Below are 26,286 nucleotides of genomic sequence, written 5' to 3' on the forward strand. Positions count from 1 at the left end.
CAGGTGCGCTCACGGCATACGACCTCGCGGGCCGCGGCGCCTGTCATGGCCGTCATGGTCGTCCTCCTGCTCGTTCGGTGTCGTGCGGCCGTGGGGCGCCACACCGACACGCGCTCCGGGCCTCGCGGCGGCACGAACGGGGTGCTGCACAATGGGCTGTCACGACCGCGTGGGAAGGCTGGATGGTGCTGAGGCGAGCCGGCGTGCCCCTGGTGCTCGCAACCATCCTGCTGCTCGTCCTTCTGCTCAACGGGGTCGGCGTCCTGGCGCCGGACATCAAGCCCGAAATCTACATGGCGCCGTGGCGCGAGGCCGAGGCACTGAGCAGGGCGTGGCGGGAGAGCCCCAAGCTGGGCGAGCCCAACTTCAACGTGGGCCTGTTCCCTGTCGCCTGGCTCGTGGGTGGCATCCAGGAGCTCGGCATCGGAGCCGACCTGTCGATGCGTCTGCTGCGATGGGTCCTGCTCCTGCTCGGCGGGTGGGGCGCGAGCCGCCTCTACCGCCTGCTCGCCGGCCCTTCGGCCCGGACGGTGGGCGCTGTCGGAGTCGCCGTGATCTACGTCGCGAACCCCTACATGGTCACAGCTGGTGACTTCCTCGCCATCGTGCTCCCCGCCGCGATGCTGCCTTGGATGGTGTTGTTTCTGCTCAGGGCCACCATCAGGGGCGGTTGGCGCGACCCGGCGGCCGCGGCCCTCGCCTTCGCAGCCATGAGCGGGATGAACGTCGCGGTCATCCCCCTCATCCAGCTCCTGTGCCTGCCGGCGATCCTCTGGTTCGCCCACAGCGGTCTCGGTGCGAGCTGGCGGATGGTGGCGATGGCCACGGCCAAGTGGGGGCTCCTCGCCGGGTTGCTCTCGGCCTACTGGCTCGTGCCGTCGCTGGCGGCGCTGGGCGCCGGGAGCCATGTGACCCAGTTCAGCGAGTCGCTGGAGGGCATCTCCGCGCCGTCGTCCTTCGGGGAAGCGATGCGCGGGATGGGGCTGTGGCCGCTGTACGGGCGCGACGTCGACGGACCGTGGCAGCCCGGCTTCGTCCCCTACCTGACCAACCCGCTGGTCGTGGCCGCCAGCTTCCTCATCCCCATCCTGGTCGTCGCGGCCGCGCAGGTGGTGCGTGGCCCGGCGCGCCGCCTCGCCCTGCTGCTCGTGGTGCCCGCCGCCGTGCTCATGGTCGGTGTCCACCCGGCTGACGCTCCTTCTCCGTTCGGCAACCTCCTGCTCTGGGCCTTCGAGCACGTTCCGGGCGCAGCGGCGTTCCGTACGACCAACAAGGTGGGAGCAGTCCTCGTGCTTGGGGCCGCCCTGCTCGGTGGCCTGGCGGTGCCGGAGCTGCTTCGGCGTGCCCGTCGTGTCGCACCTCGGCTCGTCATCGCGCCCGTCGCGGCGGGCTGCGTGGTGCTCGCCACGTGGCCGGCGTGGTCCGGCGGCCTCTACAGCCTCCCGCTGCCCGTCCCGGATCACTGGTACGACGCGACTCGCGCGCTGGACAAGGGCCCCGTGGACCGCAGGGTGTGGTTCGTCCCCGGTGTCGCCCAACCCCAGTACACGTGGAGCGAGGACCGTCCGGACGACCTCAACAACGCGCTGCTGGCCCGCCCCTCCTTCGTCCGGATCACCCTGCCCGAGTCCTCCCCGTACGGCGCCAGCCTGCTGGCAGCGGTCGACACCGGGCTCCAAGAGGGGTCGATGCCCAGCGAAGCGCTCTCCGCGGCCGCGCGCTACCTCGGTGTGGGCGACGTGCTCGTGCGCAACGACGTCCGCTGGGACAAGGCAGGTGGTGCCCGGCCGATCGCGGTGGCCACCCACGTCGGGTCGGACCCGGGACTGGTGTTCCGCGGGGCCAACGGCTCACCCGGCGAGGACCTCGTCCGCACCCCGGGCCAGCCAGAGCTCGAGCTGCAGCTGCCGCCGCTGCAGCGCTACGAGGTGCGTGACGCGCGCGACCTCGTGCGCACGGAGAGCACGGACGGGGTGGTCCTGGTCGACGGCGACGGTTGGGCGTTGGCTCCGTTGGTGCAGGTCGGTCTGCTTCCCTCGCAGCCGCCGTTCCTGCTCACCGGCGCCACGACTCCGTCCGCGCTCACCGAGGCGCTGGGACCGAAGTCCCGGCTCGTCCTCACGGACACGAACCGTCGACGGCAGGTCGTCCCCAACCGGCTCACCGGTGCCTACGGCGCCCTCGTGGGGGCCGACGAGGACCCCGGGCCCACGATCGCGCTCCACGGTCCGGCCGACCAGACCGTGCTCCGCATCGTCGGCGGCGAGGTCTCCGCGAGCCTCGAGGGGCCACTCTTCGGGGTGAACCCGGCGGCGACAGCCGAGAACGCGTTCGACGGCGACCCGACGACGGCCTGGTCCTTCGGGGACTTCGGTCGTGCTCGGGGCCAGTCCGTCTCCGTCCGGGTTCCCACCCCCGTGAGCGTGGACCGCATCGATCTGGACGTGCCACCGACGACCGGGCAGCGCATCAGCCGTATCCGGGTCCAGGCCGACGATGCCGAGAGCGAGGTGGACGTTCCCGCCGACGGCCGCGTCTCCGCTGCCTTCCCGGGTCGGACGGCGGAGCGCCTCATCGTCACGGTGACGGCCGTCGAGGGCGAGGGAGACAACCCCGTGTCGATCGCAGAGGTCACGGTTCCCGGGTTGCAGGTTCGTCGGGTCGCGAGACTGCCGATCTCGACGGCCACGGCCGCGCGGGACCTCAGGGGTGCGGCGCAGGAGAGGCTCGCGGCGACGCCGACGGACGTCGTCCTCACCCGGGTGCTTGGCACACCTGTCGCCGGAGATGACGAGGAGACGCGGCTCGACCGTGACTTCACCCTTCCCGACGCCCGCGACTTCCGTGTCTACGGCCTCGTCCGGCCGGACCGGGCGGCGCCGGACGACGTCCTCGACGCGCTGCACGGGGTCACGGGCGACGTCGTCGTCACCTCGTCGTCGCGGGCGCTCGACGACGTGCCTGTCCGCGGCTCGCGCGCGTTCGACGGCGACCCCGACACCGGGTGGAGCCCGGGGCGGGTCATCGCGGGTGAGTGGCTGGACGCGACGTTCGAGGAGCCCCGAACGCTCGACCGCGTGACCGTCGAGCAACCCGCGCAAGCCACCGCCTGGATCTCGGAGGTCGACGTCATCATCGACGGTCGGCAGGTCACGAGCGCAAAGTTGTCCCGCGGCCGGGTCGAGGTCCCGCTGCCCGAGACCCGGGCGACGACCGTGCGCATCCGAGCCAAAGCCTCCGAGGGTAGCGGTTTTCCGGTCGTGAGCGAGGTCGACCTCGACGGCGTCCGGGTCACGAGCGACGCGGCCTCGGCCGCGCAGCGATGCGTGAGCCTCGGCACCATCGACGGCATACCAGTTCGTGTCCGTGTCATCGGTGGTCTCGACGGCGAGGGCCCTCGCCTCGTCGCCGGCTGCGAAGCGCTGTCGCTGGACGAGGGCGCGCACGAGCTGCGCAGCCAGCCCGGATGGACCACCGACTCGCTCGTCCTGCGTGACAGCCGGGGTGAGCTCGCCGTGCCCGGCTCGGCCGGACCCATGACGAGCGTGGACCGCAGGTCGTCCTCGTCCTACCGGGTCTCGACCGAGAAGGCCGACGAGCCCTACCTGCTCGTCGTGGGTCAGAACGTCCATCCCGGGTGGCGCGCCACGATGGACGGCGTCAGGCTAGGCCCCCCGGTCGTCGTCGACGGTTATGCCATGGGGTGGTGGGTCCGCGACCTCGGGCCGCACACCTTCGACGTCGAGTACGCCCCGCAGGGAGTCTCGGACGTCGCGATGAAGACCTCCGGTGGTGCCCTGCTGGTCGCGGCCGGGTTGCTCCTGGTCCCGCCCCGCTCGGGCGCGTCTCCTGCGACTCGAGGCGAGGCGCTTCGTTGGCCGGCCGCCCCGGAGCTGCACACACAGGTGACGGCTCGCGATCGGCGACGTTCGCGGGGCGGCTGGCTGCTGTTCGTCGTCGGGTGCTGGGTGTTCGGGGCACTCGCGGGGCTGGTCGTGGGCCTTGCTGTGGCTGCCTGGTGCCTGCTCCGGCCACCGGCTCCACGCACTCTGCTGCGTACCTCGGCGCTCGTCATGGCGCTGGCGCCCGTGGCCTGGGTCGTCGGCAACCTCCCCCGCTGGGGTGTCGCCAGCCCGCAGCTCGTCCTCGCCAACCCCGCACCCTCGGTGCTCGTCGTCGCGTCCCTTGTGCTGCTCGTCGTCGGGGCCTGGCGCGACGAGACCTAGGTGTTCTGTCCGGTCAGGTTGGGCACGCGGTCCGCTGGTGACCACTGCTCGACAAGCCTCTGACAGCTGAAGCGGACCAACACCTTGTGGACGGTCGAGGAGTTCAACTCAGGGACCTGACGTCCGTGATCAGAACACCTAGGTCAAGGTCTCGATTCCGCGGAGCACCCGTCCACGAGCCACTGTCGATCCTGGGGCCACGATGCTGTCCTCGACGAGGGCACCCTCCTCGACGACGGCACCGGACATGACCACCGACCCGAGGACCCGCGAACCGGCCTTGACCTGTGCCGACGGACCCACTGCAGACCCGCGGCCCACGTGGGTCTGGAGGTCGACGACGGCGCTCGCGTCGATGTGGGCGTCCCGGCCCGAGCGCAGGACCAGGGCTGCGGAGGCCCGGACCAGCGCCTGAGGCGTGCCCACGTCCTCCCAGAGGGCGTCCTCCCGGTAGGCCCGGACGTGCCCTCGCGAGACGAGCGCGGGGAGGACGTCCCGCTCCAGCGACAGGGTGCCGTTGGGCAGGGACTCCACCACGGACCGGGTGAGGACGTAGGTCCCGGCGTTCACCTCGAGGCTCGGCGGATCAGGACTCTTCTCGGTGAAGGCCGACACGAGCCCGGTGCCGTCCGCGACGACGCAACCGAACGCGCGGGCGTCCGGAACCGCACGGATATGGAGCACCGCGTCAGGGGCCGGGCCATCCTGACCCACGGCCAGCTGACGGGTGAGGTTGTGCTGGGTGAGCAGGTCACCGTTGACGACGACGAAACGGTCCGGGAGGGAGTCGAGCACCGAGGCGGCGAGCCGCAGCCCGCCCGCGGTGCCGGCCGGCACCGGCTCGGCCGAGTAGCGGAGCCTGAGGCCCCAACGGCTGCCGTCTCCGAGGGTCGGCTCGAACTGCTCCGCCAGGTGTGACGTCGCGAGCACGACGTCGTTGATGCCGTGGGACGACAACCAGCGCAGCGTGTGGACGATGATCGGCTCGCCGGCGACCTCCAGAAGATGCTTGGGCCGGGTTGCCGCGAGGCTACCCATGCGGGTGCCAAGCCCGCCGGCAAGTACGACGGCGGTGGGTTTGGGGCGGTCGGTCGTGGATGCGGCCACGCTCACGCCCGGCCGGAACCGTGTCGCGAGGGTGTGAGCGGGGGGCGGCCACCGGAGGACTCGTGCGACGAGGTCCGGGACGGTGCCTCGTGATCCGTCGCACCGGGTCCCTGAGGCTCGCGGCGGATGCTGAACAGGAGCTCCGCGACGCCGACGACGACGACGAGGCTCGTGGCCAGGATGGCGGTGGCGAGCACGTGGAAAGCGCTGTCCCGGGCGTAGGCGAGGCAGATCACGACCTCGAGGAGCACCGCCAGCCACGCGACCTTGGCCAAGAGGTGACGGCCCTGGGCCATCTCGGCCATGACGAGCACCTGGGCCAGCGCCAGCAGGGTGCCCAGGGCCAGATAGGGGAGCAGCAGGTCGCTCGCGGCGTGGTACGCGTCGCCACCCAACATGCCGACCCAGAGGTCGGGTGCAGCGGCAGCGACGGCCGTCCCGAGAGCGCAGACGCCGAGCACGAGGCCACCGGCACGCAGGATTGAACGACGCGATCCCGAGGTGGCGAGGGTCGGGATGAGGGCCAACGCGAGGAACTGCGTCACCCAGATAGGGGAGCGGCCCAGGGTCGACACGAGTGCATACTCCCCGGACTCCACCCGCGTGAGGACGTAGCGCGCGAGGACGACATCGACCGTCGTCAACGCCATGAGGACGCCCATCGAGGAGTTCGACCGGTACAGCGTCCTGACGATGACCCCGCGCGAGCCCCGCGCCGCAGCCCAGGGCAGGTGTGCGTGATCCCGGCAGAGCCACCAGAGCAGACCGGTCACGAGACAGCCGGCGAGGGTCACGAGGACCAGGGCTCCGGTGAGGCCGAGGCCCAGCACCGAGGCAAGGGTGGCGGCGACGACCCGGCTCACACCCGTCGCGAGGTAGACCAGCGAGAGCGCGCCGATCCGTCTCATCCCGAGCAGCCCGCCCATGAGCGCGCCGTTGAGGATGAGCGAGGGCAGACCCAGGCCCACGACGATGGGCGCCAGGACCGAGTCGACGCGCGTGATGTGCGCGAGGAGGGGGGAGAAAGCCACGGTCGTCAGGCACCCCACCGCGCCGACCAGGAGGGGCAGCCGCAGGTCGAAGGCGGCCGGCCCTCGACGAGCCACCCGGCTCGCATAGATCACCTGGAACGCGCCCGCGGGGATCCCCAGGACGAGCCCGATGCTGTTGAACGACGAGAAGCCGCCGAAGTCCGCGGGTCCGAGGGCACGCGAGAGGATGACGACGAACAGATATCCCAAGGCGCTGGCCGTGCCCATGCCAAGGCCGAGCAGGGCGTCGCCGGTGGCCGCCTTGCCCAAGGAACGTGCTCGGGAGTGACGTCGCACTAGGCCTCGATCCGGGAGGGTCAGGGGGACAGGTTACTCGCACGTTTCCCACGTCGGCTTCGGGCCGTGTAGGGGCGGCCCGCCCACGGCAGCATGGCGGCCATGCGGCAGGGTGTGCACTTGCGACCGGTACCGACGAAGCCGGGCGCCGAGTTCGGAACGCACTCAAGGAGCCCCCGGTGGCACAGGCCCAGAAGGACGTGCTGGTCAGCGTCGTCGTCCCCACGCGCAACAACGAGCGGACGATCGACGCATGCCTGGCGTCGGTGCGTGCGCAGACCCACCCGGCCGTCGAGCTCATCGTCGTCGACAACGGGAGCGACGACGCGACCTGGGCAACGGCGCAGCGGCTCGCGGACCGCGTTGTCGCAGGAGGTCCGGAGCGCAGCGCTCAGCGCAACCTCGGCATCGAGCTCGCGACCGGGACGTGGGTGCTCTGGCTGGACAGTGACATGATCCTGCCGCCCGAGACGATCACGCGGGCGCTGGAGACGGCGATCTCGACCGGGGCCGTGGGTGTGGCCCTGCCTGAGCGCACGATCGGCAGCGGCTTCTGGACCGCGTGCCGGGCGCTCGAGCGAGAGTGCTACCTCGACGACCCGTTGATCCACAACCCGCGCCTCATCCGTCGCGACCTCCTCACCGCCGACGGTAGCTTCGCGCTGACGATGTCGGGCCCGGAGGACGCCGACCTGCGTCTGCGACTGCGGGATGCGGGCGCCCGCATCGAGCTGGCACCGGTCCTTGTCGACCACGACGAGGGACGGCTGACCATCCGATCCGTCTTGGAGAAGCGCTACTACTACGGTCGGTCCCTGCCCGCCTTCGCGGCCAGCCATGACGGCGCCGTCGCCGCACAGGGCCGTGCCGTGGCGCGGTCGTACGCCCGCAACTGGCGGCGGCTGGCCGGGTCGCCGCTATACGCAGTCGGCATGCTCGGACTGCGGGGCCTCGAGGCCGGAGCCTACGTCTGGGGTGCCCGCCGCGGTCGGCGCGACCAGGCCGCCTGAGCCTCCCAGCCGCGACGACTCGGTCCGCGTCAGCGGCGGCGCTGCTCCACGGCTCGGTTGAGGGCCGCCTCGAGCTGCAGGGTGGTGCTCTCCCACGAGAACGACCGGGCATGGCGTCGGGCGTTCTCGCCGTACTTCTCACGCAGGGGCGCGTCCGAGAGCAGGCCCTCTACGTGGGCGGTCATCTGGCGGACGTCGTCGGCCAGCAGCCCGGTCTCGTCGTCGACGATCGACTCGGTGACGCCGCCGGCGAACGAGAAGGCCACCGAGGGGGTTCCGTGCAGGCCCGCCTCGACGATCGTCAGGCCCCAGCCCTCCTTGTGGGACGGCAGCAGCACGACCCAGGCCCGGGCGAGCAGGGTGCGCTTGGTGGTCTCGTCGACGAATCCGTGGAAGCGCACCCGGTCGGACACCCCGCGGGCGACAGCGTGGGCCTGCAGCTCGTCACTCCAGTAGCCGCCGCCGACGACGTCGAGGGTGAGGCCGGGGAAGCGCGCGCCGAGCTCGGCGACGATGTCGATCGCGGTTTCGAAGTGCTTGTGCGGGACGAGGCGGCCGAGCACCATGAGGCTCGGCTCCTCGGAACGGGAGACCTCGGCGTAGCTGTCGAGGTCGGTGGGGATGTCGTTCCCGGAGTATGTGATGGCGATGCGCTCCCGGTCGACGCCGAGCGCCGCGAGGTCCTCCCGGGTGGCCTGCGAGACCGTGACGTACTGGCACCGCCGGTAGACCAAGGGGGCGAGCCGGGACTCGATGAGCCAGCCGAGCCGCCCGAGCACGGGCCCGAAGATGATCGGCCACTGGTCGCGGTGGACGTGGTGGACGAGGCTGACGACCGGTATGCGAGTGGCGAACGGCGCCCAGAACGGGACGCCGTTGTGCACGTCGACGACGACGTCGACGTCGTGGCGGACCGAGCGCAGGTGCTGCAGGCCGCGGAGATAGCAGGAGAGCCGGCCACCCCGGCGCACGATCCGGACGTCGCCCCGGGCGACGCTGCGGGCGGCCCCGGGGAACGCGGCGGAGAAGAGCGTGACCGTGTGACCGCGGGAGCTGAGCAGCTGGGAGGTCCGCTCGACGTAGACCTCGGCGCCTCCGGCCTCGGGGTGGTCCCCGTCGCGCCACGTGAGCACGAGGACGCGCAGCGGTCGCCGCGCCGGGTCCATCTCCACAACTGGCCTCCTCGTCAGCCCTCCGAGTGCGCCCGGTGGACTGGGTTAGGGTACCCGCGTGGTCAGCCGAGCACGAGGTGAAGCGCCCCCTCGCCAGTGTGAGATATGCCGCGGGGAGACAAGCCCGTGGAGCCTGGCGCGTGGGGGACGTCTCGACCGCTGCGACAGCTGCGGGCACCTCCGACGGTCGCTGACGGAGGCGAACGCGAACGCCCGGGACGCGGCATACGGCGGTGACCCGTCCCTCGACGCGGTCCGGACGCGGTTGACCCACCGCTGGCTGCGCGGCTCGGGCCGGCCTGCCTCGGTGTTCGAGATCGGCTACGGCAGCGGTGCCCTGCTGCGGCGCTTCCACGACGACGGCGCGGTCGTCTCCGGGGTCGACCCGGACCAGCTGGCCGTCGACGTCGACCCGGTCGTCGCCGAGAAGGCGACGCTGTGGAGCTGCCCGATCGAGGACGTCCCGGACGCGGCCGTCACGGCCGACCTCGTCGTCGGGGTCCACGTCATCGAGCACGTGGACGACCCGGTCGTGACGATGGCGAAGGCGGCCTCGTTGCTCAGCGACACCGGCCGCGTCGTCCTGCTCACCCCCGCCGGGGACTCGTGGGGCCTCACGACCTTCGGGGCGGCGTGGTGGATGCTCGAGGACCCGACCCACGTCCGCTTCTTCACCGAGGAGTCGCTCGCGCGCCTGGCGCGTGACGCCGGCCTGGTCGACGTCCGGGTCGACCGCCTCGTGATGGACAGCATCAGTGTGGACGTCGCCTCCGCCGTGCGGGTCCTGCGCCCTCCCGGACCAGCGGGGGCGCTGGCCAGCGCCGCCGTGCGTGGTGCCGCCCTCGCCACTGCTCCCCTCGTGGCCGGTTTGCGCCTCGTCGCGCCACGCACCCGGCCCACGCTCCGCCTCACCGCCCGGCGCGCTGCGTGACGGGGCAGCAGCGGGGACTGCGCCGCTCGGTCCGGCTCTTCCGGAGCTTCCTCGTGGAGCAGACCGACCCGGACCGTTTCTACGGCGACCTCGCCGACGACTCCGTGGCCACCCTGGCGGAGCACACTGAGCTCGACGGTCGCCTCGTGCTCGACGTCGGCGCCGGTCCGCAGCAGTTTGCCCGGGCGTTCCGTGCGCGCGGCGCCCGCTACGTCGCGGTCGACCACGACCCCACCGTGTCGTCGGTCGCCGACGGCGGCCTGACCGGTTCCGCGATGGCGCTGCCCATCGCCGACGCCTCCGTCGACGTCGTCTTCTCGAGCAACCTCTTGGAGCACGTGCCCGAGTTCGGGCCCGTCGCGGACGAGTTGGTCCGGGTCACCCGTCCCGGCGGGGTCCTCTACCTGAGCTACACCAACTGGTGGTCACCCTGGGGGGCCCACGAGGCCTCCCCGTGGCACTGGCTCGGGTCGGCGTATGCCGTCCGGCGCTACGAGCGTCGTCACGGTCACCTCCCCAAGAACCTGCTCGGCCAGAGCCTCTACCGGGTCAGCGTCGCCGAGGGGCTCGCGTGGGCGCGGCAGCGGGACGACGTCGAGGTCCTCGGCCTCCGGCCGCGGTACCTGCCCGACGCCGCCCGTCACCTCCTCTCCGTCCCCGGGCTCCGTGAGGTGGCCACGTGGAACCTCCTCCTCATTCTGCGACGCACCGGCACCGGCACCGGCGCCGGCCCCGGGACGCCGGAGCGCCGGGGAGGACGGGCATGACGACACGGTCGGTGCTGCGGGCCCGCGCGCCCCTGCGGGTGAGCTTCGCTGGGGGAGGGACAGACGTCCCACCCTTCCCGGCGACGGAGGGAGGGGTCGTCCTCTCCTCCACGATCAACCGCTACGCCTACGCCACCCTCCGTCCGCGGGACGACGGAAGCGTCACGGTGCGGTCCCTCGACTACGGCGACTCGGTCGACTTCGGGGTCGACGAGCCGGTCGTCTTCGACGGCCGGCTGGACCTGCCCAAGGCGGCGATCGCGCGCGTCCGCGAGTTCCACGGCGCCCTCCCGCCCACCGGCTTCGACCTCTTCCTCCACACCAACGCGCCGCCGGGGTCCGGTCTGGGCTCGTCGAGCGCGGTCGTGGTCAACGTCCTCGCCCTCGTCGCGCGACACTGCGGGATGGAGCTCACGCCGCACGAGCTGGCCGAGGTCGCCTGCCGGCTCGAACGCGAGGACCTCGGCATCCCCGGTGGGCTGCAGGACCAGTACGCGGCGGCGTTCGGCGGCTTCAACTTCATGGAGTTCCACGCCGAGCGCGTCGTCGTCTACCCGCTCCGCGTGGCGGAGGCCACGATCCACGAGCTCGAGCACAACATGCTCCTCGCCTACACGGGGCACTCGCGGGTGAGCGACCACATCATCGAGGACCAGGTCGCCCGGTTCATCGGCCACGACGCCGACGCGGTCGCCGGCATGAGGGCGCAGAAGGACATCGCCCACGCCATGAAGGAGGCACTCCTGCGCGGCGAGGTGTCCGGCTTCGGCGAGCTGCTGGGACAGGCCTGGCGCGAGAAGCAGCGGATGTCGAGCCGGATCTCGACGGCCCTCATCGACGAGGCCGTCGAGGTGGCGCTGGCGTCGGGCGCGCTCGGGGCGAAGGTCACCGGCGCCGGGGGCGGCGGCCACATGGCCCTGGTCTGTGAGTTCGAACGCAAGCACCTCGTGGCCGACGCGCTGATCCGCTTGGGTATGACGGTGTCCGAGTTCACCTTCAGCACCCACGGCGTCACCACCTGGCGGGTGCCCACATGACCGGCGCCCCCGACCCCGCCCACGTGGACGCCCTCCACGGCCGCGCTCTCTCGGCGTGGGCCGAGATGCTGCCCCGACTGGCGGAGCCCGAGCTCGTCCAGGCCGTCGATGCGGCCGGACGGGCGCTGTTCTCGTCCCTCGCAGCGGGCGGGAAACTGCTCGTCATCGGCAACGGCGGCAGCGCGGCCATGGCCAGCCACTTGGCCGCCGAGTTCGCCGGCAAGTGCGTCCTCGACAGGGACCCGCTCCCGGCGATTAGCCTCGCCGAGTCGTCGACCGTCGTCACGGCGCTCGGCAACGACTACGGGTTCGACCAGGTCTTCGTGCGCGGCGTTCGCGCCCACGGACGGGCCGGCGACGTCCTGCTCGCGATGTCGACCAGCGGCACGTCGCCCAACGTCCTCCGCGCGCTCGGGGCCGCGAGGGACCTTGGGCTCTGCACCATCCTCCTGACCGGGGAGTCCGCGCCGGTCGACGGCCTGGCCGACCACGTGCTCCGAGCGCCGTCCACCTACACGCCGCGGATCCAGGAGGTCCACCTGCTGTGGTCACACGCATGGTGCGAAGGGGTGGACACCGCGTGGGCGGGCCGGGGCTGATCGTTCCCGCCGGACCGGGCGCCCCGTGGGACATCGTGTTCCTCGACCGTGACGGGACGATCAACACGCGGGTCGAGGGCTACGTCGCCGACCCCGACGCCCTCGCGCTCCTCCCGGGGTCAGGCCCTGCCGTGGCCCGGCTCAACGCCGCCGGCTGCCGTGTCGTCCTCGTGACGAACCAGCGGGGACTGGCGACCGGGAGGCTGACGTGGGCGCAGTGGACCTCCGTGATGTCGCGGCTTACCGAGCTGCTCGCGGCCGACGGTGCCCACCTCGACCACGTCGAACTATGCCCGCACGAGGACGGCGAGTGCCGCTGCCGGAAGCCGGCGCCGGGGCTCTTCCTCCGCGCGCTCGAGGCCGCCCCGTGGGCGCGGGCGGAACGCTGTGCCCTGGTCGGCGACATGCCGAGCGACGTCGATCCTGCCCGGTCGCTGGGGATGTGCACCCTGCTCCTCGGGACCGACGCGCCCACGCTGGCGGACGCCGTGGAGGTCCTCCTGGGGACGCCCACCGGTCCGCGGCCGGACTGAGCGAGCCGATGGACGGACGGACGATGCTGCGCCGCAGCGCGGGGAGTCGCACGGCCCCCGGCGCCGGGACCCTCGTGCAGGCCGCCGTTGCCGCCCTCGTGGCGTTCGTCGTCGTCGGTCCAGTGTTCGGCGCCGGTGTCGTCTTGGCCTACGACCTCGCCTGGTCGCCCGACCCCCGCTTCACGCCGTTCGCCCTCGGCACGGGGGGTCCTGCCCCCCGGGCTGTCCCCAGCGACGCGGTGGCGATCACGCTCGGTCACGTCCTCGGGGCCGGTCTCGCCCAGGCTCTCGTCCTCTGGGCCACGCTCTTCCTCGCCGGGTGGGGAGCGGCCCGGCTCGCGGCGCTGCTGGCACCCGACCTGCCGCTGGCCGGACGCGTCGTCGCGACCGTCGCGGCCGTGTGGAACCCCTTCGTGCTGGAGCGGCTCACCATCGGTCACTGGACCGTCCTGCTCGGGTATGCCGCCGTGCCCCACCTCGTCGTCTCGTGCGTCCGGGTCCGTCGGGGGGCACACCCACCGTGGTCGCCCGCCATCGGCCTCGCGGCGTGCGGGGTCGGTGGCGCCAACTCGCTCGTCATCTGCTGCCTCGTCGTCGGGGCCGTCCTCGCGGCTCCGCGAACCCGGTGGCGAGCGCTCGCGTGGTCCGTCGCGTCCACCCTCGGCGCCTCGGCTGTCTGGGCGCTGCCCGCCCTCGTCGCCGGGGTGGCGTCGACGCCCGAGGGGGCGACGGCCTTCGCGTCGACTGCCGACACGCCCCTCGGGGTCCTCGGGTCTCTGGCCACCGGTGGGGGGATGTGGAACACGGCCACGCATCCGGCCGAGCGGTCGGTGACCCTCGCCGCCGTGGCGGCCCTCGTCCTGGCCGGGCTCGCCGTCGGCGCCGCCCTGCGCGCGGCCCGACGACGGCGTCTGCTCGTCGTCGTCCTGCCCGCCGTGCTCGGTCTGGTGATGGCGTGGCTGAGTGCGGTCGATCCCTTCGGGGCCTGGAGCGCCGTCGTCGTCCACGTCCCGGGCGGGGGCGTCCTGCGCGACGCGCAGAAGCTCGTCGGGCCGTGGGTGGCACTGGCCGCGGCCGGCAGCGGCGTCCTCGCTGGTGAGGCTCTGAGGCTGCGGGCGGCAGGCCCGCCGCTCGTCGCGCTCCTCGGCATCCTGCCCGTAGCCCTGCTGCCGTCCCTCGCGTGGGGCGTCGGTGGTCGCGTGTCCGCGGTCGAGGTCCCGACGGACCTGCGCGAGGTGTCCGCCCGGCTGTCCGCCCCCGGGCCAGGGGCGGTCGGGCTGCTGCCGTGGTCGCAGTACCGCCGCTACGACTGGAACGGGAACCGGGTGTCGCTGACCCTCGTGCCGCGGATGGTCGACCGGCGGGTGGTCTTCGACGACTCGCTGCCGCTCTCCTCGGGGACGGTCGCGGGGGAGGACCCGGCCGCGGGTCGGGTTGCGCAGCGGATGGCCGAGGGAGCTTCCGGGATCGAGGCCCTCGCGGCAGAGGGGGTCCGGTGGGTGGTCGTCGAGAAGCGGACCGGGCTCCCCGACGACACCGGAGGCGAGGGCCTGCCTGCCGGTGCCACCGTCGTCCACGACGGCCCGAGCGCCCGGGTCGTCGAGCTCCCCGCGGCCGCGGACCCCGCGGGTTCGGGTGCCGGCGCCGCTGTCCGGACCGGATGGGCCATGACCTGCCTCACGTGGGCCATGGCGGCGGCGTGTCGTGTCCGTGATCTGCGCAGCCGCGCAGGTGACCGGCTGGTAGGGTCTGCGCCATGACTTCCCTCGTAGCGCCAGCCGTGTCCATGGTGGCCGGTGTGGCATTGGCTCTCGTCGCCGTAGTCGGTGGCGTCAGCGCGGTGACACCGGGCGCGAATCCGGCCTCGGCGTCCGAGAAGGTCGTCCTGTACGACGCTCCCTGACGGAGCTTCCTGCTGTCTTACAACGCCCGCTTGCCTCTCGCGGGCCAGCGGCGAGGGTGTCAGCGCTCGACCTCGTGCAGGAGCAGGCTCTCCCACGCCTGGACGCAGTCGTCCCAGTGGAACCTCGAGACCCACCCCCGGACGTCATCCGACATCCGATGACGGAGCTCGTGCGACTCGAGTAGATGGGCCAGCGTCTCCGCGAACGTGCCCGAACCGCACGGTGTGGGGTCATCGTCCACGAGGAGTCCGGTCTCACCATGCCTGATCGAGTCAGCCGGACCCCCGGCGTGGCGGAAGGCGACGGTGGGAGTGCCGTGGACTCCGGCCTCGACGACCACGAGGCCCCAGCCCTCCTTGAGGCTGGGCATCGCGTGGACCCACGCCCGGGCGAGGAGCCGGTGCTTCTCCGCCTCGGACACGTGGCCGTGAAAGGTCACCCGGTCCTCGAGGCACAGGTCGGACGAGCGCGCGCGCAGCTGCGGCTCCCACCACCCCGTTCCGACGACGTCGAGGTGGAGCCCGGGGACGCGGGACCTCAGAGCGGCCACGGCCTCGAGCGCGATCTCGACCCGCTTCTGGGGGACGAGGCGACCGAGGACGATGACGCGCGGCTCAGGTGAGCGCTGCAGCCCTTCGTCAGCCACCGCGTCCGTGCCGTTGTGGATGACCGTGATCCGCCGGTCGTCCACCCCGAGGTCGATGAGCTCGCTGCGGGTCGAGTCACTGACCGTGACATACGTCGACCGGCGGTAGACCACCGGTGCGAGAGAACCCTCCAGCCACCATCCCAGCCTTGCGCTCCTCGGTCCGAAGACCACCGGCCACTGCTCTCGGTGCACGTGGTGCACGAGGTTCACCACGGGCGTGGTCGTCACCAGCGGTGACAGGTAGGGCACGCCGTTCTGGACGTCGACGGTGACGTCGTGACCGCGCTGTCGACGACCCAGCACCGCGCGCGGGTAGATGGAGTAGTGCCCCCCGCGTCGCACGTAGTGCACCCCGGCGACGGTCTCCTCCGGCAGGGCCCCGGGGTACGCCGCGGTGCGGAAGGTCACCTCGTGGCCACGGGCGGCCAGGCCCTCGGCGACGGTGACGAGGTACTTCTCGGCCCCACCCGCCTCGGGGTGGTGCAGGTCACGCCAGTTGAGCAGCAGAACTCGCAGGGACATCGATCCTCGCCAGGTGGGGGTGACTGTGGTGTCCGAGCACGCATGGCTACCATGCCCGAGTGTGCTCCGAGCAGAAGCGAAGGTACCTCACCGGCCTTCGTCGGCTGAGGGTCGTCGGGCTCGGCCTCGGGGCGCGGGTGGCGCGGACGTGGTCGGCGTCGACGTCCCCGCCGGGACGTCGATGAGCGACTCGACCCGTGACGGCACCGTGATGCGCGCGGTCGCCGGGCTGCTCGTCGTGTGGACGGTGGCCTGGTCGGTCCCCCTGGGACGGATCGCCGCAGACACCAAGAACGACCTCTACGTCGACCCGTGGGGCTTCCTCGCCCGCAGCCTCCACGCCTGGGACCCCCAGGTGACGTGGGGTGGTATTCAGAACCAGGCCTACGGCTACCTCTTCCCGATGGGTCCGTTCTTCGGGGTCGGCTCCGAGCTCTTCCCGATGTGGGTGGTCCAGCGGCTCTGGTGGACGACGCTCCTCACTGCCGGGTTCGTCGCGATGCTCGGCCTGCTCGGGGCCCTGGGGGTCGGGACCCCTCGGACCCGGGTCGTCGCCGCCATCGCCTACGTGCTGGCGCCCCGCGTGGTGAGCACCATCGGCGCCCTCTCCTCCGAGGCCCACCCGCAGCTCCTCGCGCCGGCTGTCCTCTTGCCCCTCGTCCTCGTCGACACGGGCCGGATCGGCGCTCGCCGCGGCGCCGCCCTGAGCGGGGTGGCCATCCTGCTCTGCGGTGGGGTCAACGCCACCGCCACCGCCTTCGCCGTCCTGCCCGCGGTCCTCTGGCTAGTCACGCGGCGGAGCTGGTGGCGGCGCCCGCTGACGTGGTGGTGGGGGGTGGCGGTCGTGGCAGCGACGGCGTGGTGGGTGGTCCCGCTCCTCGTCATGGGTCGCTACTCTCCGCCGTTCCTCGACTGGATCGAGAACGCGAGCGCCGTCTCGGCCCAGGTCGGAGCCCTCGACGTCCTGCGCGGGACGACCCACTGGCTGGCGCACGTCGCGACCCAGGCCGGTGCCTGGTGGCCGGCGGGGTACGAGCTCGTCACCTCCCCGGCGCTCACCGTCGCGACGGCCGCCGTCGGTGCCGCGGGTCTCTCCGGCCTGGCCCTACGGTCGATGCCCCACCGGTCCTTCGTCCTGGCCACCCTGCTCGTCGGTGTGCTCGTGATCTCGTTGCCCCACGACGGTCCACTGGCGTCACCGTTGGTCACGCAGGCGCAGGCCGTGCTCGACGGGCCGCTGGCGCCGCTGCGCAACGTGCACAAGGCCGACCTTCTCGTGCGACTCCCACTCGTCCTGGGTCTGGCACACCTGCTCGGGTTGGTCGCCGCGTGGCGCCCGGTACGGGCTGGGGCGCGTCTGGCCGCGCTGGGCACCGCAGCGCTGGTTGTCGTCGGGGCGGCCGCGCCCGCGTTCGGTGGGGCGATCGCTGCGCGAGGAAGCGTCGATGCCCTCCCCGAGTACTGGCGTGACGCCGGGGCGTGGCTCGACGCGTCCGGTGGGGGTCGCGCGCTGGTGGTGCCGGCGGCGAACTTCGCCGAGTACTCCTGGGGGCGGCCCCTCGACGAACCACTGCGGCCGCTGACGTCGGCGCCGTATGCCGTCCGCGACGGGGTGCCGCTCGCGCCTGCCGGCACGATCCGCCTCCTGGACGAGGTCGAGCGTCGCCTGCAGACGGGCCGGGCTCTCGGCGGTGCCACGCAGGTGCTGCGCGATGCCGGCGTGCGCTACGTCGTGGTCCGCAACGACCTCAGCACCCAGGACAGCGGGCAACCCCCAGTGGCGTTCGCGAGATCGGCCATTCAGCAGAGCCCCGACACGCGGTTCGTCAAGGGTTTCGGTCCATCGATGGTCAACCTTGGCGGCGACCGCGTCTTCCAGCTCGAGGTCTTCGAGCTCGAGGGTGCGGTCGCGTCCGAGCTCGCGCTCTGGTCGGTGCCGGGTCTCGTGGGGGCGACCGGCGCGACAGAGGACCTGGCGCGCCTCGCCGAGGCCGGACTGGGTGGTCCCGTGATCTTCGACGGTGACCGCACGTCCTCCCTCCGACCGACCCGGCACGCCGTCACCGACGGATACCGCGCGAGGACTCGGTGGTTCGGTGCACCTCGCGGTGGGGACGTGTCGTCGACGCTCACGGCTGCCGAGGCCGACGGCGCTCCGGACTACCTCCCCTGGCCGGACGGCGATGGACGGTCGGTGGTCTCGTACGAAGGGGTCAGCGACGTCCGCGCGTCGACGTCGATCGCGGACGAGTTCGGGTTCGCCGGACTGCAGCCGGCGCATCGCCCCTTCGCTGCTCTCGACGGTGACCAGCGCACGGCATGGGTCACGTTGGGCGACCCCCGGCCGGAACTGACCATTGCGCTGCCCGCATCTGCTGACGTCCGCGAGCTCTCGATCCAGCCGTATGCCGACCGGGTGCGCTTCGGCGACGGGCTCGGTGTCGCCACCAGCGTCAGGGTGACCACGGACGCCGGCACGGTGCGCTCGACCCTCGCTCCGACGGCGGCCACGCGGATCGCCCTGCCAGCGGGACCCACGAGGTCGGTCGCGGTCGAGATCGAGGACACGACACGCGGGGCACCGGCAGGGAGCGCGACCGGGCTCGCCGAGGTGCGGATCCACGGCGTCAGGCCCGTCGAGGTGGTGCACACGCCCGCGTCCGTCCGTCCGGCGACGACCGTGGTGCTGAGTGCCGGACTGCCCGGCAAGGACGGATGCACCGCCCCGACGCGGGAGTCGGGTCGGGTGACGTGCTTCGCCGGTGAGCTGGTGGACGCTGAGTCGACGGGTGACATGGTGCGCGATGTCTCGGGCGTGCTGCCGGGCCCGGCCACCCTGGGCGGGACTCTCGCGGTCAACCCGCTCCGGCCCCCGGAGTCGCTGCTCGACGTCCCCGGGGTCAGCGTGACGGCCAGCAGCCTGCGAGGCTACGCCCCGGCCTCCTTACCGGTCGCTGCGGTGGACGGGGACCCACGCACCGCGTGGAGCCCGTCCGGCGCCGACGAGTCACCCTCGCTCACCGTCGAGCTGGACGAGACGATGACCTTCACCGACCTCCGGCTGCAGACGCGCCGGGAGTGGGCCGAGAAGGAGTCACCGGCCGTGGTCATCGACGTCGACGGGGTCGAGGTGACCAGGCGCCTCCAGCCGGGAGGGGTGCTGTCCATCCCGCCGACGACCGGTCGCACGCTGACCCTGACGTTCACGCACATCCCGGGTCCGAGGAAGCCGGGTGTGGGTGCTCTCGAGCTCGAGGAGCTGGAGCTGCTGGGCCGGACCCTTCCTTCGGCTCCGGTGAGCGTCGAGGCACCGTGCGGTGAGGGCCCACGACTGACGATCGACGGCACCTCCGTCCCGACGGAGGCGAGCGCTCGCCGGGACGCGCTGTTCGGGCTGTCCCAGGTCACCTGGCGAGCCTGCGAGCCCGTCGAGGTGGGCAGCCTTCCCCGTCACCGCGTGGTGCTCGAACCGTGGCAGGGCATGCCCCCCCGCTCGCTCGTCCTCACCACCGCTGGCCCGCCGGACGGCGCCGCGGCCCCGGTCGCCGTGGAGATGCGTCGACTCGGTCCCACCGAGATCCACGCGAGCGTCGACAAGGGCGCCCCGCGGGTCCTCGTCATGACGGAGAATGTCAACGCCGGATGGGAGGCAACCCTCGCGGGTCGAGCTCTCGAACCCCAGACGCTGGATGCTCGACGTCAGGGATTCGTCGTGCCTGCGGGTGCCGGTGGCGACCTCGTCATCCGCTTCACCCCAGACGGGCCCTACCGCGCCGGCCTGCTCGTCGGAGGGCTTCTCGCACTGCTGGTGCTCGTCGTCGCGCTGCTCCCGGGGCGAGCTCCGGCCAGAGCGGCGCCGCACGTGACGACCGCGGGACGGCCCCGCCTCGCGGCGGGAGCGGTCGTCGGGGCGGGGGTGCTCACAGCGGGACCGGCGGGTGCCGCGATGGCACTCGCCGCGGTCCTCGTGGTCCGCCGGGTCGCCGTCCCGCGGTGGTTCTGGCCGACGGCCGTCCTCGTGCTCGGGGTCCTCGCCGCCGCGACCCAGGCCGTGCTCGCGCCCGGCGCCCTGGGGTCGTCAGTGGTGGAGGGGAGCGTTCGAGCCCTCGTGCTCGCGGCGTTCGGCCTCGCCGCGGCGGCGTCGAGCCAGGAACCGCCCCGCCGCACGCGATGACGGGACCTCCACCCATCGATGGGTGGCTGCCGCCAACCCCAGACTGAGGGGCACGCCCAGAGCCAGGAGTGGCAGCAGGGCGCCGGTGAACTCACGGACTCCCGTCACGGCATACAGACCGATGAACACGGGGACGTGCCACAGGAACAGGCCGTAGCTGATGACGCCCAGATAGCGGACCGTGGGATGCGAGAGGGCGGCCCGATAACCGGACGCCCCGCCGTGGGTGAGGGGCAGCAGCAGGCCGGACGCGACGATGCCGGACAGGGCGGTGCGCACGACCACGTCGGTCGACGTCCCCGGAGAGAGGTCCAGCCCACCCGCGATCGGGGTGGTGGCCAGGAGGTAGGCCCCCGCCGCCACGGCGAGACACGCGACCACGTCGCCGCCCCATCGGGAAAGAACGCGACTGACCGGATGCCGGGGGGCGAAGAGAGTCTCCGCGCAGATCATCCCGATGAGGAAGTGCGGAGCGCGTGAGTGCAGCCACCGGTCGTAGAAGATGTCCGCACCCACGACCGCGTCGCCCCCGAAGCCGGAGGTCGCTGTGAGGGTGACCGTGAGCACACACAGCACCGCCAGGGGGGCGAAGGCGTGCCGGCGGCGCAACGGTCGCAGGCCGAGCACCGCGAGGGGGAGGGTCACGTAGAAGGCGATCTCCGTCGCGATGCTCCACGACTGTCCGAACGCACCGATCCAGGCGTCCGGCCAGTAGATCTGCAGGGCTGCGGCGTGGATGACGACATCACGCACGGGGGGCGTCGCGCCGACCGCCACCACGGCGAGCACCAGCCAGTACGCGGGGAGGAGGCGCGCGGCTCGCCTCACCCCATACCCGACGACGTCGAGCCTGCCCCCGGCGTCGGCGGCGATGAGGCCACGGTGGAGCAGGAATCCGGACAGGGCGAAGAAGATCGCGACGCCGAAGTCGCCACGGGACCACAGCCGTCCGACCAGTCCACCGGTGGCTCCGAATCCGGTGAGGAAGGCGGCGTGGGTGAGGACCACGAGGCCGGCTGCGAGAGCGCGCAGGCCGTCCAGCGCAGGAATCACCGTGACCACGGGGTCGTGGGCTGATTCCGTCGCGGCCATGGCCGAATCGTAGGCGAGGCCGACATCGCCACACATCCCTCGACCTGCGCCTACCCACTGGTAGGGTCCAGCCAGACCCGCCCCACTTGAGACAAAGGTGTCCCGCAGATGCGCAGAATTATCGGTCTGGTGCTGATGGGCCTTGGTGGCTTCCTGCTCGCCACAGCCGTCCTGGCCCTCGTCTACATCCCCGGCGCGGTCAAGAAGACCCCCCTCGACACCGACTCGTACACCCGACTGACGGGCAACGCGACCGCGCTGCCGACCGGTGACGGGGCCCCGGTCAAGGCGCTGAGCCACACCGTGGCCGACGGCAGCAAGTCCGACGGCGACGTCGTCGTCTTCGACACCTTCACCTGCCTCATCACCAACCCGGACGGTGACTCGCCGGACTGCGTCGACGACACGGACCCCGATCGTCGTCTCGTGACGGCGACCACCGACCGGTTCGCGGCCGACCGTCGCACCGGCCTCTCCGTCAACGACGAGAAGTACATCGGCGACGCCCAGCCGCACGAGGGTCTCGTCAACAAGTTCCCCTTTGACGTCGAGAAGAAGACCTACCCGTTCTGGGACGGCATCCTCGACCGCGCGGTCGAGGCCAACTTCGAGGGTGAGGAGAAGGTCGACGGCTGGGACACCTACAAGTTCGTCATCGACGTCAACGACGAGCCGGCCGAGATCTCCAACGGCATCCAGGGCACCTACTCGGACCTCAAGACGATGTTCGTCGACCCCCGCACTGGCTCGATCCTCAAGCAGACCGAGCAGCAGGAGCGTGTCCTCGACAGCGGCACGACGGTGCTCGACCTCGACTTCGGCTTCACTGACGAGACGGTGAAAGCCAACATCGACTCGGCCAGGGACAGCGGTTCCCGACTGGGACTCATCGGCCGCCTTCCGCTCATCGCGGGCCTGTTGGGCCTTCTCTCCATGGCTGCCGGGTTCTTCCTCTCCCGCCGCGCCGGCGGCGACGACGAGCTGCGCACCGACGGCACCCGCGGTCCCGACGGCGACTCCCATGTCGCCGACGACACCCGGAACATCGACGTCTTCGGCGACGACGAGGCCACCCGCAGCCGATCCGACCTGAACCGCCGCTGACGTGCGCGCCGTCGTCACCGGCGGCGCGGGATTCCTCGGGTCGCACCTGTGCGAGGCCCTGATCCGGCGTGGCGACGAGGTCGTCTGCCTCGACAACTTCCTCACCGGCACCCCGGCCAACGTCGCGCACCTGTTGGAGGAGCCGGGCTTCCACCTCATCCGGTCCGACGTCACGGAGTTCGTGCACGTCGGTGGTCAGGTCGACCTGATCCTCCACTTCGCCAGCCCCGCCTCGCCGATCGACTACCTCAAGCTGCCCATCGAGACGCTGAAGGTGGGATCGATCGGGACGCTTCACGCGCTGGGCCTCGCCCGTGACAAGGGAGCCCGGTTCGTCCTGGCCTCGACGTCCGAGGTCTACGGGGATCCGGCCATCCACCCGCAGCCGGAGAGCTACTGGGGGCACGTCAACCCGGTTGGTCCTCGTGGCGTCTACGACGAGGCCAAACGCTTCGCGGAGGCGCTCACGCTTGCGTACCGCAACACCCACGACGTCGACTCCGCGATCGTGCGGATCTTCAACACGTTCGGCCCGCGGATGCGCCCAAACGACGGGCGGGCCATCCCCAACTTCATCCGTCAGGCGTTGGCGGGGGAGCCGGTGACCGTCGCCGGGGACGGATCACAGACGAGGTCGATCTGCTACGTCGATGACCTCGTGGAGGCGATCCTGCGCATGGCCGACGGCCGGCACCACGGCCCGATCAACATCGGCAACCCGCACGAGATCTCGATGCTGGACCTCGCCGACAAGATCATCGGGCTGACAGGGTCGTCCTCGACGGTCCGGCACATCGACCGGCCGGTGGACGACCCGACCGTGCGCCAGCCCGACACGACGCTCGCGCGTGAGGTGCTGCAGTGGGAGCCCAAGGTGGAGATGGACGACGGGCTCACCCGCACCATCCAGTGGTTCCGGGAAGTGCATCCCTGACCGTCGGGCTCAGCGCTTCCGGCAGACGAAGATCGCCGTGCCCGGGATGAGCGCGCCCCTCGTCGGTGACCACCCGCCCCACGTCTCGGTGTTGTCCTCCGGCCACTCCGGCTCGACGACGTCCTCGAGGACCAGCCCGGACGCGACGATCTCACGCACCCGGTCACCCATCGTCCGGTGATGCTCGACGTAGGTCGCACGGCCGTCGGCGTCGGTCTCGACGTACGGCGTGCGGTCGAAGTAGCTGAGCCGCACGGTGAGCCCCGCCTCGCTCGGGTCGTCGGGAAAGGCCCACCGCACCGGGTGGGTCGTCGAGAACACGAACCGGCCGCTTGGGCGCAGCACGCGGCATACCTCCTGCATGACCGCCGCGCTGTCGGCGACGAACGGGACGACCCCGTATGCCGTGAAGACCGTGTCGAAGCTCGCGTCACCGAACGGGAGGGCGAGGGCGTCGCACTGGAGCAGCGGGGGAGCGGTGCCGGTGCGCTCGCTCAGCTCGCGGCCGACGGCGAGCATCCCCATCGAGAGGTCGCTCGCGACGACCGAGGCTCCGACGTGGCGCCGCAGCCATCGCGCGCACTGGCCCGCGCCGGCGCCGATCTCGAGGATGCGCTCGTCCGGGGTCGCCCGGAGCAGGTCGAGCATCTCCTCGGTCCAGCCCTCGGGGCCCCAGACGAACTCGTCGTCGCCGAGGAAGCCGCCGTGCTCGGTGTAGTAGCCGGCCGCCTCACCGTCCCACCAGGCACGGTTCGCGGCCTGGGTCTCGCCGGTTCCGGCGGTGCGTCGCCCGACCGCGTCACCCACCGGGACACCCGCTTTGACCGCCCACAGCCAACCTCGGTAGGGTGACCGAGCACTCGTGTGTGCTCACGCGTGCCCGCAAGGGCGTGCGAGCGGGCCGGGGGCACCCAGTTCCATCCCATCGCATCCATCTGTCCACATCGGAGTTCCTACTACATGACTGCCAGCACGGTCGCCAAGACCGCCCCTCAGATTGCCATCAACGACATCGGCTCTGAGGAAGAACTTCTCGCCGCCATCGACGCGACGATCAAGCACTTCAACGATGGCGACATCGTCGAGGGCATCATCGTCAAGGTGGACCGCGACGAGGTCCTGCTCGACATCGGCTACAAGACCGAGGGCGTCATCCCCTCGCGCGAGCTGTCGATCAAGCACGACATCGACCCCAACGAGGTCGTCAAGGTCGGCGACGAGGTCGAAGCACTCGTTCTCCAGAAGGAGGACAAGGAAGGCCGCCTCATCCTGTCCAAGAAGCGGGCTCAGTACGAGCGCGCCTGGGGCACGATCGAGAAGGTCAAGGAGGAGGACGGCGTCGTCACCGGCACCGTCATCGAGGTCGTCAAGGGTGGGCTCATCCTCGACATCGGCCTGCGTGGCTTCCTCCCCGCCTCCCTCGTCGAGATGCGTCGGGTCCGCGACCTCCAGCCGTACGTCGGCAAGGAGATCGAGGCCAAGATCATCGAGCTCGACAAGAACCGCAACAACGTGGTCCTGTCGCGTCGTGCGTGGCTCGAGCAGACCCAGAGCGAGGTCCGCACGACCTTCCTCAAGGAGCTCCAGAAGGGCCAGGTCCGTTCGGGCGTCGTGTCCTCCATCGTCAACTTCGGTGCGTTCGTGGACCTCGGCGGCGTCGACGGTCTCGTCCACGTCTCGGAGCTGTCCTGGAAGCACATCGACCACCCGTCCGAGGTCGTCGAGGTCGGCGACGAGGTCACCGTCGAGGTGCTCGACGTCGACATGGACCGTGAGCGTGTCTCCCTGTCGCTGAAGGCGACGCAGGAGGACCCGTGGCAGCACTTCGCCCGCACGCACGCCATCGGCCAGGTCGTCCCCGGCAAGGTCACCAAGCTCGTCCCCTTCGGTGCGTTCGTGCGCGTCGAGGACGGCATCGAGGGCCTCGTCCACATCTCCGAGCTGGCCGAGCGCCACGTGGAGCTGCCGGAGCAGGTCGTCACCGTCGGCGCCGACATCTTCGTCAAGGTCATCGACATCGACCTCGAGCGTCGTCGCATCTCGCTCTCCCTCAAGCAGGCCAACGAGGACGGCGCCGGGCTCACCGAGTTCGACCCGACCCTCTACGGCATGGCCGCGGAGTACGACGAGGCGGGCAACTACAAGTACCCCGAGGGCTTCGACTCCGAGACCAACGAGTGGCTCGAGGGCTACGAGAAGCAGCGTGAGGTCTGGGAGAAGCAGTACGCCGAGGCGCACACCCGCTGGGAGTCGCACCGCACGCAGGTCGAGGACGCCGCCAAGGCCGACGCCGAGGCTGCCGCCGGTGGTGGCGACAACGCCACCTCCTACAGCAGCGACTCGGCCTCCGCGTCGTCGTCGTCCTCCTCGTCCACCGACGACGAGGGTTCGGACTCGCGTCCGGCCGCGCCGCCGGCCAGCGAGGGCACCCTCGCCTCCGACGAGGCCCTCGCCGCGCTGCGCGAGAAGCTCACCGGTAACTGAGCCGTCCGGCATACCTCGCGTATGCCGTGACGCACGACCGAAGGCCCGGTTTCCCTCGCGGGGGCCGGGCCTTCGGCCTCACCCCACCACTGATTGCGCATTCCGGTCGAAGGAACCCGACTCATTGCGCATTCCGGTGGCTCCGCGAACCGGTGCGGCTTCCGCGGTCTGACCGGAATGCGCAATGAGTCGGACGGGCAGCGGGGACGTCCGCGTCGTCGGGGCTCGTGCCAGAGTGGGGCGCATGGCACGCACCATCGCGACGAGCACCACGGTCGACCTCGAGACGCTGCTGGAGTTCGTCCGGCCACGCCACCACCTCGTCCTCACGACGACCCGACGCGACGGCCGCCCGCAGGCCTCGCCCGTGACCGGTGGCGTCGACGAGGACGGCCGCATCGTCATCTCGACCTACCCCGAGCGCGCCAAGACGGCCAACGCCCGTCGGGACCCGCGGGTCAGCGTGCTCGTGCTGTCGGACGACTTCGACGTCCCCTGGGTGCAGGTCGACGGCGAGTGCGAGGTCATCGACATGCCCGAGGCCGCGGACGCGATCGTCGACTACTACCGCTGCATCTCGGGGGAGCACCCCGACTGGGACGAGTACCGGCAGGCCATGCGCGAGCAGGACAAGTCGCTGCTCCGCATCACGCCGACGAGATGGGGCCCGGTGGCCACGGGCGGCTTCCCGGCCCGGCTCGCCGAGTGAGCGC

The 26,286-nt window shown here is 71.6% G+C and carries 20 protein-coding genes; 14 read left to right on the forward strand and 6 right to left on the reverse strand.

Annotated elements, in window-relative coordinates; genetic code table 11:
* Positions 1–182: 182 nt before the first annotated feature.
* The gene (locus AC3EU2_RS15410) at positions 183–4,226 is read left to right on the forward strand and encodes an alpha-(1->3)-arabinofuranosyltransferase domain-containing protein (RefSeq protein WP_488177163.1); all 4,044 of its coding nucleotides are present in this window, start codon (positions 183–185) and stop codon (positions 4,224–4,226) included.
* A gap of 138 nt (positions 4,227–4,364) precedes the next feature.
* Here the strand turns inward: AC3EU2_RS15410 and AC3EU2_RS15415 are convergent, their stop codons facing one another.
* Positions 4,365–5,339 (reverse strand): nucleotidyltransferase family protein, encoded by a 975-nt coding sequence (locus tag AC3EU2_RS15415; RefSeq protein WP_488177164.1) that lies wholly within the window; start codon positions 5,337–5,339, stop codon positions 4,365–4,367.
* On the reverse strand, positions 5,336–6,634 hold the full coding sequence (locus AC3EU2_RS15420) for a lipopolysaccharide biosynthesis protein (RefSeq protein WP_488177165.1): 1,299 nt from the start codon (positions 6,632–6,634) through the stop codon (positions 5,336–5,338). Before AC3EU2_RS15420 ends, AC3EU2_RS15415 begins: the two co-directional genes overlap by 4 nt.
* 206 nt (positions 6,635–6,840) lie before the next feature.
* Between AC3EU2_RS15420 and AC3EU2_RS15425 the strand changes: the two genes are divergently transcribed.
* Entirely contained in the window at positions 6,841–7,671 is an 831-nt protein-coding gene (locus AC3EU2_RS15425; protein ID WP_488177166.1) for a glycosyltransferase family 2 protein, read from the forward strand.
* 29 nt (positions 7,672–7,700) lie between these two features.
* Here the strand turns inward: AC3EU2_RS15425 and AC3EU2_RS15430 are convergent, their stop codons facing one another.
* Positions 7,701–8,837, reverse strand: coding sequence for a glycosyltransferase family 4 protein (locus AC3EU2_RS15430; protein ID WP_488179500.1), 1,137 nt, complete (start codon positions 8,835–8,837; stop codon positions 7,701–7,703).
* Positions 8,838–8,901: 64 nt separating this feature from the next.
* Between AC3EU2_RS15430 and AC3EU2_RS15435 the strand changes: the two genes are divergently transcribed.
* From AC3EU2_RS15435 to AC3EU2_RS15465, 7 genes are read left to right on the forward strand one after another with little or no spacing between them, the layout of a single operon-like run.
* Positions 8,902–9,774, forward strand: a complete 873-nt coding sequence (locus tag AC3EU2_RS15435; RefSeq protein ID WP_488177167.1) for a class I SAM-dependent methyltransferase — start codon at positions 8,902–8,904, stop codon at positions 9,772–9,774.
* Positions 9,771–10,541, forward strand: coding sequence for a class I SAM-dependent methyltransferase (locus AC3EU2_RS15440; RefSeq protein WP_488177168.1), 771 nt, complete (start codon positions 9,771–9,773; stop codon positions 10,539–10,541). Before AC3EU2_RS15435 ends, AC3EU2_RS15440 begins: the two co-directional genes overlap by 4 nt.
* Positions 10,538–11,578 carry a GHMP family kinase ATP-binding protein gene (locus tag AC3EU2_RS15445; RefSeq protein WP_488177169.1) on the forward strand — a complete coding sequence of 347 codons (1,041 nt, stop codon included), beginning with the start codon at positions 10,538–10,540 and terminating at the stop codon, positions 11,576–11,578. The genes AC3EU2_RS15440 and AC3EU2_RS15445 overlap by 4 nt, the downstream gene beginning before the upstream one ends.
* The gene (locus AC3EU2_RS15450; RefSeq protein ID WP_488177170.1) at positions 11,575–12,177 is read left to right on the forward strand and encodes a D-sedoheptulose-7-phosphate isomerase; all 603 of its coding nucleotides are present in this window, start codon (positions 11,575–11,577) and stop codon (positions 12,175–12,177) included. The genes AC3EU2_RS15445 and AC3EU2_RS15450 overlap by 4 nt, the downstream gene beginning before the upstream one ends.
* Entirely contained in the window at positions 12,159–12,710 is a 552-nt protein-coding gene (locus AC3EU2_RS15455; protein ID WP_488177171.1) for a D-glycero-alpha-D-manno-heptose-1,7-bisphosphate 7-phosphatase, read from the forward strand. Before AC3EU2_RS15450 ends, AC3EU2_RS15455 begins: the two co-directional genes overlap by 19 nt.
* 23 nt (positions 12,711–12,733) lie before the next feature.
* Positions 12,734–14,470 carry an MmpA family trehalose lipid delivery protein gene (locus tag AC3EU2_RS15460; protein ID WP_488177172.1) on the forward strand — a complete coding sequence of 579 codons (1,737 nt, stop codon included), beginning with the start codon at positions 12,734–12,736 and terminating at the stop codon, positions 14,468–14,470.
* Positions 14,467–14,613 (forward strand): DUF2613 family protein, encoded by a 147-nt coding sequence (locus AC3EU2_RS15465; RefSeq protein WP_488177173.1) that lies wholly within the window; start codon positions 14,467–14,469, stop codon positions 14,611–14,613. The genes AC3EU2_RS15460 and AC3EU2_RS15465 overlap by 4 nt, the downstream gene beginning before the upstream one ends.
* 59 nt (positions 14,614–14,672) lie before the next feature.
* On the opposite strand, the gene AC3EU2_RS15470 is transcribed toward AC3EU2_RS15465, so the two are convergent.
* On the reverse strand, positions 14,673–15,785 hold the full coding sequence (locus AC3EU2_RS15470; RefSeq protein ID WP_488177174.1) for a glycosyltransferase family 4 protein: 1,113 nt from the start codon (positions 15,783–15,785) through the stop codon (positions 14,673–14,675).
* A 181-nt stretch (positions 15,786–15,966) separates the two neighbouring features.
* Between AC3EU2_RS15470 and AC3EU2_RS15475 the strand changes: the two genes are divergently transcribed.
* Positions 15,967–19,959: an alpha-(1->3)-arabinofuranosyltransferase domain-containing protein gene (locus tag AC3EU2_RS15475; RefSeq protein WP_488177175.1), complete on the forward strand. Its 3,993-nt coding sequence runs from the start codon at positions 15,967–15,969 to the stop codon at positions 19,957–19,959.
* Here the strand turns inward: AC3EU2_RS15475 and AC3EU2_RS15480 are convergent.
* On the reverse strand, positions 19,864–21,051 hold the full coding sequence (locus AC3EU2_RS15480; protein ID WP_488177176.1) for an acyltransferase family protein: 1,188 nt from the start codon (positions 21,049–21,051) through the stop codon (positions 19,864–19,866). The genes AC3EU2_RS15475 and AC3EU2_RS15480 overlap by 96 nt on opposite strands.
* Before the next feature lie 108 nt (positions 21,052–21,159).
* Between AC3EU2_RS15480 and pgfA the strand changes: the two genes are divergently transcribed.
* On the forward strand, positions 21,160–22,155 hold the full coding sequence (gene pgfA, locus AC3EU2_RS15485; protein WP_488177177.1) for a cell envelope lipid trafficking protein PgfA: 996 nt from the start codon (positions 21,160–21,162) through the stop codon (positions 22,153–22,155).
* A gap of 1 nt (position 22,156) precedes the next feature.
* Entirely contained in the window at positions 22,157–23,089 is a 933-nt protein-coding gene (locus AC3EU2_RS15490) for a UDP-glucuronic acid decarboxylase family protein (RefSeq protein ID WP_488177178.1), read from the forward strand.
* Positions 23,090–23,098: 9 nt separating this feature from the next.
* Here AC3EU2_RS15490 and AC3EU2_RS15495 read toward each other — a convergent pair whose 3' ends face one another.
* Complete coding sequence (locus tag AC3EU2_RS15495; protein ID WP_488177179.1) at positions 23,099–23,896, reverse strand: class I SAM-dependent methyltransferase; 798 nt, start codon at positions 23,894–23,896, stop codon at positions 23,099–23,101.
* Positions 23,897–24,049: 153 nt separating this feature from the next.
* Here AC3EU2_RS15495 and rpsA point away from each other — a divergent pair, with 153 nt between their 5' ends.
* On the forward strand, positions 24,050–25,573 hold the full coding sequence (rpsA, locus tag AC3EU2_RS15500) for a 30S ribosomal protein S1 (protein ID WP_488177180.1): 1,524 nt from the start codon (positions 24,050–24,052) through the stop codon (positions 25,571–25,573).
* A 244-nt stretch (positions 25,574–25,817) separates the two neighbouring features.
* The gene (locus AC3EU2_RS15505) at positions 25,818–26,282 is read left to right on the forward strand and encodes a PPOX class F420-dependent oxidoreductase (RefSeq protein WP_488177181.1); all 465 of its coding nucleotides are present in this window, start codon (positions 25,818–25,820) and stop codon (positions 26,280–26,282) included.
* Positions 26,283–26,286: the final 4 nt, after the last annotated feature.

The organism is Knoellia sp. B-D-2 (assembly GCF_057714695.1).